Genomic DNA, 14900 nt, shown 5'->3' on the forward strand with positions numbered 1-14900 from the left:
TATTTTTTCAATTATTCTATTAAATGTTGGAATTATGATTTGAAGCTAAAATTGCGTCTCTTCAGGACATGGAGTAAGATTAAGATTAGTTAGTTAATAAAGGATTTGAGGAATTATGACAGAGAAATATGCAGTGATTTTAGCAGCAGGTCAGGGAACCCGAATGAAGTCGAAGTTATATAAGGTCCTCCACCCCGTTTGTGGGAGGGCAATGGTTGATCACGTATTAACTCAACTGGAGCAGGTTGGAATTGACCAGATTGTGACTATTGTTGGTCACGGTGCGGATCAGGTTAAGCGCCTTCTTGGTGAGCGAACCACCTATGCTTTGCAGGCGGAACAGCTTGGAACGGGGCACGCCGTGATGCAAGCGGAGGATGTTTTGGGTCCCAAGGATGGCGTTACCCTCGTAACGTGTGGTGATACCCCATTATTTACCGCGACGACGTTTAAACAGTTGTTTGCTTACCACGAGCAACAAGGAGCGGCAGCCACGGTTTTAACGGCGCATACGGAACAACCGTTTGGCTATGGACGGATTATCCGGAATGCGGATGAAACGGTTGCCAAGATTGTTGAACAGAAGGACGCAACTTCAGAAGAAGCAGCTGTTCAGGAAATTAACACGGGTGTGTATTGTTTTGATAATAAGGAATTATTTGCCGCACTTCACCAGTTATCCAACGATAACGCGCAGGGTGAGTACTACCTCACGGATGTCATTGGTATCTTAAAACAGGCTGGTAAACAGGTCGACGCCTTCCAAATGGACGACTTCACGGAATCAATGGGCGTTAATGATCGGGTGGCGCTGGCAAACGCAACGCGGGTGATGCAGCAGCGAATTAACACCCACCACATGCAAAACGGGGTTACCATGATCGACCCAGCGACCACGTACATTGATGCGGATGTCCAGATTGGGAACGATACTGTAATTGAACCTGGGGTGGTGCTTAAAGGGAAGACAATCATTGGGAGTGATTGTGTGGTTGGTGCGCACTCCGAGATTCGGGATAGTGTCATTGAGAATGGCGTAACGGTAACGGCATCATTCCTTGAAAATGCGGTAATGCATAAGGATAGTAATATTGGACCGTACAGTCACCTCCGGCCAAAGGCAGAGATTGGTGAAGGGGTTCATATCGGAAACTTCTGCGAAGTTAAGAACGCGCAGATTGGTCAAAACACCAAGGTGGGGCACCTTACCTATGTTGGGGATGCCACCCTGGGGAAAGAAATTAATATTGGATGTGGGACGGTCTTCGTTAACTACGATGGTGAAAACAAACACCATACGAATGTTGGCGATTATTCGTTCATCGGAAGCGGATCAAACATTATTGCACCGGTTGAAATTGGGGACCATGCATACGTTGCAGCGGGGTCAACGATAACGGATGACGTTGCGCCCCACGCCATGGGGATTGCTCGTGGTCGGCAAGTTAATAAGAAGGGATATTACGATCGTTATCCGGTGGCGGAAGCCGCAAAGAAAAATGCTGAAAAGTACGGTGAAAAGTAGGAATCTGCTTGCTTGAATGGCGGTGCATGAATTAGAATTAACCATAGATTTAAACATATGGAGGCTACCATGTCGGGACATAATTCAGACTCAAAGATTAAGCTGTTTGCGTTGAATTCTAATAAGCCGTTAGCACAGAAGATTGCTGACGCCATGGGGATTCCGCTGGGGAAGACGTCGGTTGACCGGTTTAGTGACGGAGAAATTCGGATTAACATTGAGGAAAGTGTCCGGGGGGACGAAATTTTTATCGTCCAGTCAACGTCGGCGCCGGTGAACGATAACCTGATGGAACTGTTGATCATGATTGATGCTTTGCGGCGGGCTAGTGCGGCAACGATTAATGTTGTAATTCCGTATTATGGTTATGCCCGGCAGGATCGGAAAGTGCGCTCCCGGGAGCCAATTACCGCTAAGTTGGTGGCTGATATGATTGAAAAGGCAGGGGCTAACCGGGTGATTGCGCTTGACCTCCACGCTGCTCAAATTCAGGGCTTCTTTGATATACCGGTTGACCACCTGATGGGGGCGCCGCTGTTAGCAGATTACTTTTTAACTAATAATTTAGATAAAGATGCAGTGGTTGTTTCTCCTGATCATGGGGGTGTTTCCCGAGCCCGGAAACTTGCTGAATTTCTCAAAGCGCCAATTGCAATTATTGATAAACGGCGGCCGCGGGCAAACGTAGCAGAAGTGATGAACATCATTGGTTCCGTTAAGGGCAAGCGGTGCATTTTAATCGATGATATGATTGATACGGCGGGGACTATTACGCTTGCGTCCCAAGCATTAATGGATGCAGGTGCCACCGATGTGTATGCCTGCGCAACACATCCGGTCTTATCCGGGCCGGCAATTGAACGGATTGAGAATTCACCGATTAAGCAGTTGGTTGTGACTGATTCCATTCAACTGCCAGAAGAAAAGCAGATTGATAAGTTAATCCAGGTTTCGGTTGGCCCACTTATTGGGGATGCCATCAGCCGGATCCATGAAAATGAATCAGTTAGCCCGTTGTTTAACACCCGGTTTGAGAGTGCTAAGCATTAATGAATCACCGGAGGTGCCAGTAAGCACCTCCTTTTTTGGAGGGATGAGGTGAAAACACCGGTAACAATTAGTCGGGTTCGTCCCCAGGATGCAAGGGTTTTGTACCACTTAATTAAGCAAAGTCGGGCCCAGTTGGAACGGTGGCTCCCTGCATTACGGGCAGTTACCACGCTCGCTGCGGCCCAGCAATTCGTTAGCCAGTACGTTGACGCTTGGCGCCAGAGAAGTGGTGTGGGGTATGTTATCCGGGTTAACGGGCAAGCCGTGGGAATGCTTACGCTGGAAAACATGTCCGCAATAACGGCGGATGTGGGGTACTGGTTGGAGAATGCGGCGTGGGGGAACGGCTATGTCATTGCGGCTTTGAGACAACTTTTTCCCCGGGTTCAGCAAGCAGGGTTAACCAGTTTGCAGTTAATTACCGCGGCTGATAACCTGCGAAGCCAACGCGTTGCCCAGCATACGGGATTTTACTTACGCCAGCAACTGGTTGGCGGGACCCACGGAGAAGTGAGAATGCTTCTTTACGAACGGCGGTTAGACTGAGTGGAAGGGTAATGAGCACAATAAAAAGGAGGGTGGAATATAAATTCCAGCCTCCTTTTTAAATAACGCACTGCTACTCCCCGTGATAGGATGCACTCGAAACCCCATCAACATCACCAACAACCGTGTCGGTAATGCCGTCGGTGTGGCTAAACGTGAATTTAGGCCCATCATACTCTGCGTCGAGGTCAATGCTGAGGTCGAGACCGTCAAAAAACCACGCGTCAAATGCCTCCACGTAATAGTGGATACCGTCAATCACCTGATCAAAAACCGGATCAACGGGTTCGTCACAGCGTTGAAAGGCTTGTGAGAAACCCTGATGAACGTTGGTGTTACCGTAAACCTTACCGAACAGTTTGACGCCCCCTCCAGCAGGAACGTGAAGTTCGGTGCGGAACCATTCGCTGGCCGCAGGAGTAATTGTAAGTTTCATTGTTTTTCCTCCGTATAACCTTTCTTTTAATCTTACTATATTACGTTTTATCCGGGACTGCCACTCAAAAGATGAAACCGGTTTAATTTAAAGCATAAAATGGTTGCATTTCAGCGTTTGAATAGTTATAATTGGACTATACCAAAAAGGACTATACCAATTTGAAAGGGGCGAAACCATGAAAGTTATTCGGGTTGCAAATGAAAATGACGGGGGCAAGGAAGCCCTGAAGATCTTTGCAGCAGCACTCACAGACGGTGCCCGGACGTTCGGGTTAGCGACAGGGGGGACCCCTGAGACAACGTACAAGGAATTGGTTGCCAGTGACCTGGACTTTAGCCAGTGTACGTCGGTTAACCTGGACGAGTACGTTGGGCTAGGGCCGGACAACCCGCAAAGCTATCACTATTATATGCGAACGCATCTTTTTGACGCCAAGCCGTTTAAGGCTAATTATCTGCCCAATGGGTTAGCAACGGATCCGGATGCTGAGATCGTCCGGTACAATAAGGTGATTGCGGCGCATCCGGTTGACTTACAGCTTTTAGGGATTGGGCGAAACGGTCACATTGGGTTTAATGAACCGGGATCGCCGGTTGACGGGAAGGTCCGGAAGATTGAACTGACAAAGTCAACGATTGAAGCGAATGCCCGCTACTTTGATAACGAAACGGACGTGCCGCGGTACGCTTATTCGATGGGAATTGGGCAGATTATGGCAGCGAAGCAAATTTTGCTGGAGGCATTCGGTGAAAAAAAGGCAGCTGCTGTCGCGGCGATGGTTGCCGGCCCGGTGATACCAGAAGTTCCGGCAAGTATTTTGCAACGGCACCCAGACGTTACGGTGATTGTTGATGAAGCGGCTGCGGCTAAATTAAAGTAGGTTATTACAGGAAACGGAGCATTCTCCAAATCCATAACTAACAAAGTTTTCCGTTGACTGTTTAACTAAAATTAATAGTGGGTAGTCCCTGATAGGGGCTACCCACTATTGATTATGCTTATTTTTATTGTGGGCGTACTTTGGTTACTTCACCCGCACTAAATACTTGTCCGGTTGTAAGGACTAGTTGTCCTACGTTGTTAATGGTTTGGACGGTACCAGTAATCTTAGTTGTTCCCTGTTGAATGGTGATGGCCTTCCCGATTAAATCACACCGTTTACGGTATTCGTCCATGTACTTACCGGTAGTATAACTGTTTAGCATCCCCAACAAACCGTCGAGGTACGCGCCGATAAAGACGTTCCGGGAGACCCCTGCTTTTTTGGCGGCTTCTTCCAGGGTACCGACGCCCCTGCCGGCCACCTCAGGGGGAAAGGCGGCAGCGGGGGTGAGATAATTGATGCCCGTTCCGATAATTATCGCGCCAAGACCGCGGGTTTCAAAGTCGGCAATTCCCTCTGTTAGAATACCAGCAACCTTTTGGCCGTTAACGTTGACATCGTTAACCCACTTAATTGTTGGTTCAACGCCTAGAAGGCGACTAATTGTTTGACTTAGGACAACGGCCGTACTGGTCGTAAGAAGCCCCGGGTTAAGAGAATTCGTTAGGTGCGGCAGAAGAAGCGTAACGTAGATGCCCGTTCCTGCGGGGGAAAAAAACGTTCGCCCCTGCCGGCCATATCCTGCGGTTTGGGTATCCGCAATAATGGCAATGGGGGTGGTGGGGTGTTTTGTACTGAGCTCCTTTGCTTTCGCGTTTGTCGATGGGAGAGTTGCGGCAACCTCGATTGATAGGGGGGTGGTGGAATGCATTGCCCGCTGGATTAGGGGGACGGCTAGTTTGCCATTATCGGCTAAGTGATAGCCTCGTTTTCCCCCACTTTCAATGACATAGCCGTTATCGCGGAGGGTGTTAATTCCCTTCCATACCGCAGTGCGTGAGCAGTTTAACTGGTCAGCAATGGTTTGCCCCGAGATAAACCCATCCGTGGTTGCAAGTAACTGAAGAATTTGATGATAACTTTCCATGAGAACCCCTCCCTGTTACAAACATTATAGGAAAGGAAAGAATTGGGTTCAATATGGGATTAGACCTTTCCAAGTTATGCGGATAATGGTATTTTGTGAAAGTAACGGTGGCGCTGAGAAGTGACCGGGCGAACCTTGAACACCCTAAGTTCCTTAAGGCGTTCGCCGCTCCAGCAGACGCCCGGTGATAACGAACCGGAACATTTTATGAAAGCTGGGATTTGATGAAGTTAAGACGACGAACATTAATTGAAATTATGGTGATTATCCTGAGCGGATTAGCCCTTTTTCTTTTTAGTACGCACGATGATTTTATGTATCACCAAACAATTGGTGAAGTTATCGCGGTAAAGGACGGGAAGGCAGTCCGGCAGACCGACGAGTACAAAAATGTCGACTACCAAACCCGGCAACGACTTACGGTGGTACAAACAAATGGGCGTCACCGGGGACGCCGGATCATCATTCATAACACGTTTTCGCGGTCAGGTGCGCTTGATCAGGATTTCCATCGGGGACAGCATATTTTTCTGACGAATATTCGGCGGGTTCACGGAACGTATTACGCGACGGCTTCGCGGTTTAAGCGTGACACGGCACTGTTAATGCTAGCGTGGTTGGTGGTTGTTCTTTTATATCTTGTGATGCACGCCCATGGATTGCGTACGTTATTAAGCGTAGCGGTTAACTTTATTTTGTTTTTATTTTTTGTTCGGCTAGATGTGAACCTAAACTTAACCCATTTTTTCTGGCTGTTTGCATTGAGTGCGCTTCTTTTTACGGGATTAACGCTGTGCTTGGTAATTGGGATTAACCGCCAATGTTTGGTAACGTTTCTGGCGATTGTTACCGGGACCACGTTGGCATTCGTAATCGGAATCGGGACACTCCAGTTTACGCATAACGCAGGGGTGCACTATGAAGCGTTGGGGTATGCTACCCAATCACCACAGGAACTGTTTTTATCGGCGACCGTGATTGGGCTCTTAGGGGCGGTCATGGATGCCGCAACCGATATTGTTTCAACCCTGTTTGAAATGCACCGGGCGGACCCGGACATTTCCCGGCTGCAACTGTTCAAGTCGGGGCAGGAAGTCGGACGGTCGATTTTAGGCCCGTTGATTAACGTTTTGCTCCTGATCTTTTTTGCGGAGACAATTGCGGTGGCCGTTCTTTACTTTAGAACGGGGAACCCAATTGGGTATACGTTCCAGTGGACGATGGAACTGGGGATTATTCAAGCCCTAATTAGTGGGATTGGGATTGCGCTTGTAATTCCGTCGGCCAGCTGTTTGGCAGCGGTTGTGTTAGGAAAGAAGGGACGGTTAAATGGCATCAATTAGTGCGTTAACGGTTGTGATGGCGGTGTTGATGTGCCTTGTTGGCGGGAAACGAGGAATTGCTGCTTTTGGCAGCGTTGCCCTCAATTTTGTGCTAATGTTTATTGCGATTATTTTGATTTCAGCTGGGTTTGCCCCGATTTGGGTGGCATTATTTGTTGGGATTGCAATCTTGGCGATTACGATTTATCTGGGAAATAACGATGAACAAACGGCGCGGATTGCCTTTATTGCAACCCTCATTGTACTGTGCGCCATGATTATCTTGATCGTTCCATTGGACCATTTTGCCCAGATTAAGGGGTTTGGTAACGAGCAAACGGATGAAATTGAGCAGTTTAACCTCCTTGTGGGGGCAAATTTTGAGGCCATTACGATTGCAACAACGATGCTTAGCACCCTTGGCGCAATTTCAGAGGCCGCAATTGCCATTGCAAGCGGGTTGCGGGAAGTGATTGAACAAAACCCAGGAATTAGTGTGGCAGCTGTACGGCGGAGTGGTCGGAATATCGGGTTCCAAATTATGGGGATGACGTTTAACACGTTGTTTTTTGGGATGTTTGGGGGCGACTTGGCCCTGTTTGTTCTGTTGTATAAGTTAAAGGCAACGTTTGGTTATTATTTAAATTCTAAGATTTTTGTCGCGGAAAGTATGATGGTGTTATATTCGGCTATTGCGGTTATCCTGGTGATTTGGATTACGACACAGATGATGGCCGGAAAGGTTAAACGGGAAACCCGGAGAAGAGAGAACTTATCCAAGTGAATGAAGGCCAACGATTTTCACTATATAATGGGTTGGTGTGCGGCGGTTTTAATTATTAGTGGTGCTGGCAAGTTATTAGGATGGAGAGAAATCCCTGGGGCAGGTTGCTTGGGTTTGGGGGTTAGTCCTCTTAGTTGGAGCGGTTTTGATAATTGTTGCATTAATTTTAAAATAAAGAGGGAAGCGACCTGTAAATTGGGTTGCTTTTTAGTTTGCTAGCGACCTTCTTAAGAAGAATTGATAAAAAGCTTGCAACGGTTTGGGTGAGATGGCTAGAAAAAGGGTGAGAGCCGTTTATGCTGATATGACAGCGTAAACGGGACTGGTAACGGTGCGATTTAATAAAATAGAAAAAGCGGCGGAAAACTGCTATGATTTCGGTCATTGATGGGAAGCGTGATGTAAGTTACGGTTCTTTTTAATAGCTAGGTGCGTCTTTTCATCCGGTTGAAAATCATCTATAATTTAGTCAAAAATAGTCAGACAAGGGGGTGACTTTGATGCAGAGCAGAAACGTTTCTGATATTATTGAGCGGTACTTAAAGGAAATTTTGGCAGAAAGTCGGCAGGTCGAAATTAAGCGTTCAGAAGTTGCTGAGCGTTTTGACGTCGTCCCGTCACAGATTAACTATGTAATTAAAACCCGGTTTACTGTTCAGGATGGATACCTGGTTGAAAGCAAGCGGGGCGGAGGTGGTTACATTCGAATTGAAAAAGTCGACCTGGTGAATGACACTCAAATTATTGATCAGTTGATTGAGATGGTGGGCGACCGGTTAAGCTCAGTGGATGCGCTTCACATCGTCCAGACGTTGTACGAGAATAAGTTGCTGTCACGGAAGGAAGGAAACCTTTTGTTAACGGTAATGGGACACGATGCGTTAAATGTAGGTGACCGAATGGTTGAGGCAGCGGTGCGGGCCCGGATGATGATTGCCCTGCTTAACCGGCTGCGGTGTGTGGACTAAGGGTGAGGTGGTAATTGGATGATAGTTAAGTATACAAAGAGTGCTCAACAAGCCTTGAAGATGGCGGAAACCCAGACGCGGCGGTGTCATCATGATACTGTAGCTACTCCTCACCTCCTATTGGGGTTGTTAACCGAGGAAGATGGGGTTGCAGGACTTGTTTTGCGGCAAGAGATTATTACACCTGCTGATGTGATTGAACAGCTTAGCGGGATGATTCGCTCGGGACAGCATTGGCGGCGGGCCCAGCACCCAGAATCCCCCCGTGTTCAAATAATCCAGAAACGGGCGCTAACGATGGCCCGATTATTAGACCGCGCAGAGGTTGATACTGGTTTGTTATTATTAGCGTTATTACAGAACGAACAAACCCTTGGCGTTCAGATTCTGGTGAACCTGGGAGTTAACGTTCGCCAGTTACGACGGCGGGTTTTAAAGCAGCTTGGAATGACGGAGACAGATTACCGGCGGCTACAAAAAAAACTCCACCAGGAGAATAAAGCAGCCCAACGTTCTGCCACCCCAACACTGGATAAGCTTGCAACCGACATGACGGCCCAAGCGCGTGCAGGAGAGTTAGACCCTGTTTTAGGCCGTGAGGCGGAAATTGACCGGTTGATTCAAGTTTTAAGCCGGCGCACAAAGAATAATCCAGTGCTCTTAGGAGATGCGGGGGTTGGTAAAACCGCGGTTGTGGAGGGCCTCGCTCAGCAGATTGTTGCGGGAAAGGTTCCGCCATCCCTATACTCGGTAAGGTTAATGGCCCTTGAGATGGGGGCGCTTGTTGCGGGGACAAAGTACCGGGGAGAATTTGAAGACCGATTAAAAGAGGTGCTGGCTGAGGTGAACCGGGATGGGCACGTTATACTTTTTGTTGACGAACTACATACCCTCGTTGGTGCTGGAGGCGCGGAAGGAGCAATTGATGCGGCGAATATCATGAAACCCGCTTTGGCTCGGGGCGCTGTTCAGGTAATCGGGGCAACTACCCAGGCAGAATTTCAAAAGTACGTTGCAGCGGATCCCGCCCTCGAACGGCGGTTTGCCCGGGTTCCGGTGGCGGCGCCAAGCGCGCAACAGGCAAGAATGATTTTACGGGGGTTGCGTCCCCGGTACGAACAGCATCACGGGGTAAGAATTAGTGATGCTGCCTTGGATGCAGCGGTTCGCCTTAGTGTGCGGTACCTCCCTGCCCGGCAGCTGCCGGACAAAGCGATTGATTTGATGGATGAGGCAGCAGCCCACGTTCAGCTCCGTGTTGCTCAACGTAAGAATCAGAATGATGGCCGGGATGATAAGAGCCAGCAGTTCCAAGGGGCACTTGAACAGGGGGATTTTTCCCGGGCAATGCAGCTAAGGAGAGCGTCTGGTCGTAGAAAACAGCCCCGGGTACATGGAACCGTTACGGCGGAAGATGTTGCGGCAGTAGTTGCGGCGTGGACGGGGATTCCAGTTACCCGAATTACCCGGAGTGAGCAGCAGCGTCTTGTGCACCTTGAACGGGAACTTCACCGGCAAGTAATTGGTCAGGATGAGGCGGTCAGTGCGGTTGCCCGGGCAATTCGGCGGGCCCGGAGTGGGATCAGTTCATCCAAGCGGCCCCTTGGTTCATTTATGTTTTTAGGACCGACGGGGGTGGGAAAAACAGAACTCGCAAAGGCGTTAGCGGCAAGTGTGTTTGGTGATGCGGCAAGTCTGATTCGGATCGATATGAGTGAATATATGGAACGGTTTAACGCAAGCCGGTTAGTTGGATCCCCGCCCGGATACGTTGGGTTTAATGAGGGAGGACAGCTAACCGAACAGGTTCGCCAACACCCGTATTCGGTGGTATTGTTTGATGAGGTTGAAAAGGCTCATCCGGACGTGTTTAACCTTTTGCTCCAGGTCTTGGATGACGGCTTTTTGACTGACTCAAAGGGCCGGAAAGTTGATTTTCGAAACACGATCATCATTATGACGTCAAACCTTGGTGCCACCACGCTGCGCGACGAAAAAAGCGTTGGGTTTGGCGCGGTTAACGCCGCTGATGATTACGATGCGATGGCGACTGCGGTGCATGCGGCGGTGAAACGCCATTTTCGTCCTGAATTTATTAACCGGGTTGATGACGTGCTTGTCTTTCATGCACTAACTAAACCACAGCTCCGGCAAATTGTGCGGTTGATGGTGAAACCATTGGCGGCGCGCCTTGACAATCAGAAAATTCGGCTTCAAATAACTCCGGCAGCCGTTGATGCGGTTGTGGATGCTGGTTATAAACCGGAGTACGGGGCACGGCCATTGCGGCGTGCCTTGCAGCGGTTGATTGGGGACCGGTTGAGTACTGCAATTTTAGCAGGAACGGTAACTGCAGGAATGACGGTGACCGTTGGTGCCCGGCGGGGGCAAATTACGGTAACGCCTAAGTAAGGATACCGTTGACTTATTAGTAGATTCAAGGTAGAATACGTAGTTGAAAAAACTGTGAATTTAGCAACTCAGTGTGATCTATTGTCCATGCTGGGTTATGAAGAAGCAAAAATAGTGATGGCGGGATGGACCGTTTGAAACTGTTTTTGGTTTTTTTTTGCTACAAAAGCCCTGGTAAGGGTGATTTTTGGAGATTTGTAACAAAAATGTAATATTGCTAAATTTGCGGAATCTTAATGAGGGGTGAACAGCTTGGCAGGACACTTGGTAAAATACGGCAAGCACCGTGTACGGAGAAGTTACTCCCGAATCAAGGAAGTTTTGGATCTCCCGAATTTGATCGAAATTCAGACGAATTCGTACAATTGGTTCCTCGATGAAGGGTTACGCGAAATGTTCGAAGACATCATGCCAATTGAAGATTTCGCCGGGAACCTATCGCTTGAATTTGTTGATTACCAGTTATTGGAACCAAAGTATACGGTGGAGGAAGCGCGGCAGCACGATGCTAATTACTCGGCGCCGTTACACGTTACCTTACGCCTAATTAATAAGGAAACTGGCGAGATTAAGTCCCAGGATGTTTTCTTTGGGGACTTTCCGCTGATGACCAAGCAAGGAACGTTTATTATCAATGGGGCTGAACGGGTAATTGTTTCCCAGCTGGTTCGTTCTCCAGGGGTGTACTACAACTCTGAAGTTGATAAGAACGGCCGGACAAGTTACGGGACGACCGTAATTCCTAACCGGGGTGCCTGGCTTGAATACGAAACGGATACCAAGGATATCGGGTACGTGCGGATTGACCGGACGAGGAAACTTCCAATTACCGAGCTGATTCGGGCCTTGGGGTATGGCTCTGATAGTGAAATCATTGAGATGCTCGGAGAAACTGACAGCTTAATGTTGACGCTGGAAAAGGATATCCATAAGAACACGGAAGATTCCCGGGTAGAGGAATCACTAAAGGACATTTACGAGCGGTTACGGCCGGGGGAACCGAAGACGGCGGACTCAGCACGGAGCTTGCTGACAGCCCGGTTCTTTGACCCAAAGCGCTATGATTTGGCAGCTGTTGGTCGTTATAAGATGAACATGAAGCTTGATTTAAAGCGGCGGCTGTTAAACAAGCGGGTTGCCGAAACGTTAGCAGACCCGGATACGGGTGAAATTCTTGTTAAGAAGGGCGATTTGCTGGATAAGCGGGTAATGGATAAGTTGGCACCGTACCTGAAACGGGACGACTTCAAGATGGTTACGTTCCATCCGGCTAAAGATGGTGTTGTTCAAGAGCCGATGAAACTCCAGATTATTAAGGTCTACTCTGAGCAAAATCCAGAGCAAGAATTAAACATGATTGGTAACGGAAACGTTGACTTGAACTACAAGCACATTACGCCAGCTGATGTTGTGGCATCCATTAATTACTTCTTTAATTTGCAGGAAGGGATTGGGACGACGGATGACATTGACCACTTAGGGAACCGGCGGATTCGTTCCGTGGGTGAACTGCTCCAAAACCAGTTTCGGATTGGGCTTTCCCGGATGGAACGGGTTGTTCGTGAACGGATGTCCATTCAGGATACCGCTACGGTAACGCCCCAGCAATTAATTAACATTCGGCCGGTGGTCGCTTCAATCAAGGAATTCTTTGGGAGCTCCCAGTTATCCCAGTTCATGGACCAAACGAATCCGCTTGGCGAATTAACGCATAAGCGGCGGTTATCAGCCCTTGGACCGGGCGGGTTGACGCGTGACCGGGCTGGATACGAAGTCCGGGACGTGCACTACACGCACTACGGCCGGATGTGTCCGATTGAAACACCTGAAGGGCCAAACATTGGTTTGATTAACAGCTTGTCAACCTACGCGCGGGTCAATAAGTACGGATTCATTGAAACACCATACCGCCGCGTTTCATGGGATACTCATAAGGTTACAGACAAGATTGACTACCTGACAGCTGACGAGGAAGATAACTACGTTGTTGCTCAGGCTAACTCACCGTTAAACGACGACGGTTCCTTTAAGGACAAGGTGGTTATGGCCCGGCATAAGGATGATAACGTTGAAATTTCCGTGGATAAAGTTGACTACATGGACGTGTCACCGAAGCAGGTTGTTGCCGTTGCAACGGCATGTATTCCATTCCTGGAAAACGATGACTCTAATCGGGCCCTAATGGGGGCTAACATGCAGCGGCAGGCTGTGCCTTTAATTGAGCCGCACGCTCCGCTTGTTGGAACGGGGATTGAATACAAGGCAGCGCACGACTCTGGAGTAGCCTTACTATGTAAAAATGCTGGGACGGTTGAGTACGTGGATGCGAAGGAAATTCGTGTTCGGCGTGAGGATGGGTCCCTGGACACGTACAAGTTAATGAAGTTCCGCCGGTCAAACGGAGGAAAGAACTACAACCAGACTCCGATTGTCCGTGTGGGTGAAAAGGTCGACGCTGATGAAGTGTTAGCAGACGGGCCAGCAATGGATCAGGGTGAATTAGCGCTGGGGCAAAACCCGCTGATTGCGTTCATGACTTGGGACGGGTACAACTTCGAAGATGCCATTGCTATTAACGAACGGCTGGTCAAGGAAGACGTGTACACGTCAATTCACATCGAAGAACACGAAAGTGAAGCACGGGATACTAAACTTGGGCCGGAAGAAATTACGCGTGAAATTCCAAACGTTGGGGAGGATGCCTTAAAGGACCTCGATGAATTTGGAATTGTCCGGATTGGAGCGGAAGTGCACGATGGTGATATTCTGGTCGGAAAGGTGACGCCAAAGGGAATGACAGAACTATCCGCTGAAGAGCGGTTACTGCACGCTATCTTTGGTGAAAAGGTTCGGGAAGTTCGGGATACTTCCCTGCGGGTTCCTCACGGTGGTGGCGGAATCGTCCAGGATGTTAAGATTTTCACCCGGGAAAACGGCGATGAACTTTCACCAGGTGTTAACATGATGGTTCGGGTTTACATCGCCCAGAAACGGAAGCTCCAAGTTGGTGATAAGATGGCTGGTCGGCACGGAAACAAAGGGACGGTCTCAATCGTAATCCCCGAAGAAGATATGCCGTTTATGCCTGACGGAACGCCGATTGACATCATGTTGTCACCAATGGGGGTTCCATCCCGGATGAATATCGGGCAGGTATTGGACTTACACCTTGGAATGGCTGCAAAGGAACTTGGTGTGCACGTGGCATCACCAGTCTTTGACGGAGCAACCGACGAAGACATGTGGGATGCGCTTCGGGAAGCTGGGTTACCGGACGACGGGAAGTCAGTCTTGTACGATGGCCGTACCGGGGAAGCATTTGATAACCGAATTGCTGTCGGGGTCATGTACTACATGAAACTTGCCCACATGGTTGAAGATAAGATTCATTCCCGGTCAATTGGACCGTACTCACTAGTTACCCAACAGCCACTTGGAGGAAAAGCTCAGTTTGGTGGCCAGCGGTTTGGTGAAATGGAAGTGTGGGCGCTGGAAGCTTACGGGGCTGCATACACCCTGCAAGAAATTCTAACGTACAAGTCAGATGACGTTGTGGGGCGTGTTAAGGCTTACGAGGCGATCGTTAAGGGCGAACCGATTCCACAGCCAGGAGTACCAGAATCTTTCCGGGTGCTTGTTAAGGAACTGCAAGCATTGGGACTAGATATGCAGGTTCTAGATCCTGATAAGAAGGAAATCGAACTGCGCGACATGGACGAAGAAGACGATAACATCGTTAACGTCGATGCACTGAGCCGGGTAGCCCGGGAACAGGCTGCAAAGAAGGCAAAGGAAGAAGCTGCAAAGAAGCAGGAGACCGAAGGAAACGGTGCTTCTGATGATGCGGCAACGGATAACGATGCAGAATAATGGATAACACAACG

At 48.9% G+C, this 14900-nt stretch carries 11 protein-coding genes; 9 read left to right on the forward strand and 2 right to left on the reverse strand.

Annotation, left to right across the window (positions count from 1 at the left end):
* Nucleotides 1–115 precede the first annotated feature (115 nt).
* The 3 genes from glmU (at nt 116) to ACI3EZ_RS05825 (ending at nt 3121) form a co-directional block, all read left to right on the forward strand.
* Nucleotides 116–1525: a bifunctional UDP-N-acetylglucosamine diphosphorylase/glucosamine-1-phosphate N-acetyltransferase GlmU gene (glmU, locus tag ACI3EZ_RS05815; protein ID WP_405025809.1), complete on the forward strand. Its 1410-nt coding sequence runs from the start codon at nt 116–118 to the stop codon at nt 1523–1525.
* 69 nt (nt 1526–1594) lie between these two features.
* Nucleotides 1595–2575, forward strand: coding sequence for a ribose-phosphate diphosphokinase (locus ACI3EZ_RS05820; RefSeq protein WP_405024648.1), 981 nt, complete (start codon nt 1595–1597; stop codon nt 2573–2575).
* 48 nt (nt 2576–2623) lie between these two features.
* On the forward strand, nt 2624–3121 hold the full coding sequence (locus tag ACI3EZ_RS05825) for a GNAT family N-acetyltransferase (RefSeq protein ID WP_405025810.1): 498 nt from the start codon (nt 2624–2626) through the stop codon (nt 3119–3121).
* Between the two features lie 73 nt (nt 3122–3194).
* On the opposite strand, the gene ACI3EZ_RS05830 is transcribed toward ACI3EZ_RS05825, so the two are convergent.
* Entirely contained in the window at nt 3195–3557 is a 363-nt protein-coding gene (locus tag ACI3EZ_RS05830) for a HesB/YadR/YfhF family protein (RefSeq protein ID WP_283582503.1), read from the reverse strand.
* A 178-nt stretch (nt 3558–3735) separates the two neighbouring features.
* Between ACI3EZ_RS05830 and ACI3EZ_RS05835 the strand changes: the two genes are divergently transcribed.
* Nucleotides 3736–4440 carry a glucosamine-6-phosphate deaminase gene (locus tag ACI3EZ_RS05835; protein ID WP_405025811.1) on the forward strand — a complete coding sequence of 235 codons (705 nt, stop codon included), beginning with the start codon at nt 3736–3738 and terminating at the stop codon, nt 4438–4440.
* A 124-nt stretch (nt 4441–4564) separates the two neighbouring features.
* On the opposite strand, the gene ACI3EZ_RS05840 is transcribed toward ACI3EZ_RS05835, so the two are convergent.
* Nucleotides 4565–5530: a biotin--[acetyl-CoA-carboxylase] ligase gene (locus ACI3EZ_RS05840; RefSeq protein ID WP_405025812.1), complete on the reverse strand. Its 966-nt coding sequence runs from the start codon at nt 5528–5530 to the stop codon at nt 4565–4567.
* A 224-nt stretch (nt 5531–5754) separates the two neighbouring features.
* On the opposite strand from ACI3EZ_RS05840, the gene ACI3EZ_RS05845 reads away from it, so the two are divergent.
* From ACI3EZ_RS05845 to ACI3EZ_RS05865, 5 genes are all read left to right on the forward strand, one after another.
* A complete protein-coding gene (locus ACI3EZ_RS05845; protein ID WP_405024644.1) occupies nt 5755–6873 on the forward strand; it encodes a YibE/F family protein in 1119 nt (372 codons plus the stop codon).
* The gene (locus ACI3EZ_RS05850) at nt 6860–7636 is read left to right on the forward strand and encodes a YibE/F family protein (protein ID WP_405024643.1); all 777 of its coding nucleotides are present in this window, start codon (nt 6860–6862) and stop codon (nt 7634–7636) included. Before ACI3EZ_RS05845 ends, ACI3EZ_RS05850 begins: the two co-directional genes overlap by 14 nt.
* A gap of 500 nt (nt 7637–8136) precedes the next feature.
* Complete coding sequence (locus ACI3EZ_RS05855; protein WP_405024642.1) at nt 8137–8604, forward strand: CtsR family transcriptional regulator; 468 nt, start codon at nt 8137–8139, stop codon at nt 8602–8604.
* Nucleotides 8605–8622: 18 nt separating this feature from the next.
* Nucleotides 8623–11016 (forward strand): ATP-dependent Clp protease ATP-binding subunit, encoded by a 2394-nt coding sequence (locus ACI3EZ_RS05860; protein ID WP_405025813.1) that lies wholly within the window; start codon nt 8623–8625, stop codon nt 11014–11016.
* A gap of 243 nt (nt 11017–11259) precedes the next feature.
* Nucleotides 11260–14886 carry a DNA-directed RNA polymerase subunit beta gene (locus ACI3EZ_RS05865; RefSeq protein ID WP_405024640.1) on the forward strand — a complete coding sequence of 1209 codons (3627 nt, stop codon included), beginning with the start codon at nt 11260–11262 and terminating at the stop codon, nt 14884–14886.
* Nucleotides 14887–14900: the final 14 nt, after the last annotated feature.

Origin of the sequence: Ligilactobacillus sp. LYQ60, from assembly GCF_045033015.1 — a bacterium.
Lineage (GTDB): Bacteria > Bacillota > Bacilli > Lactobacillales > Lactobacillaceae > Ligilactobacillus.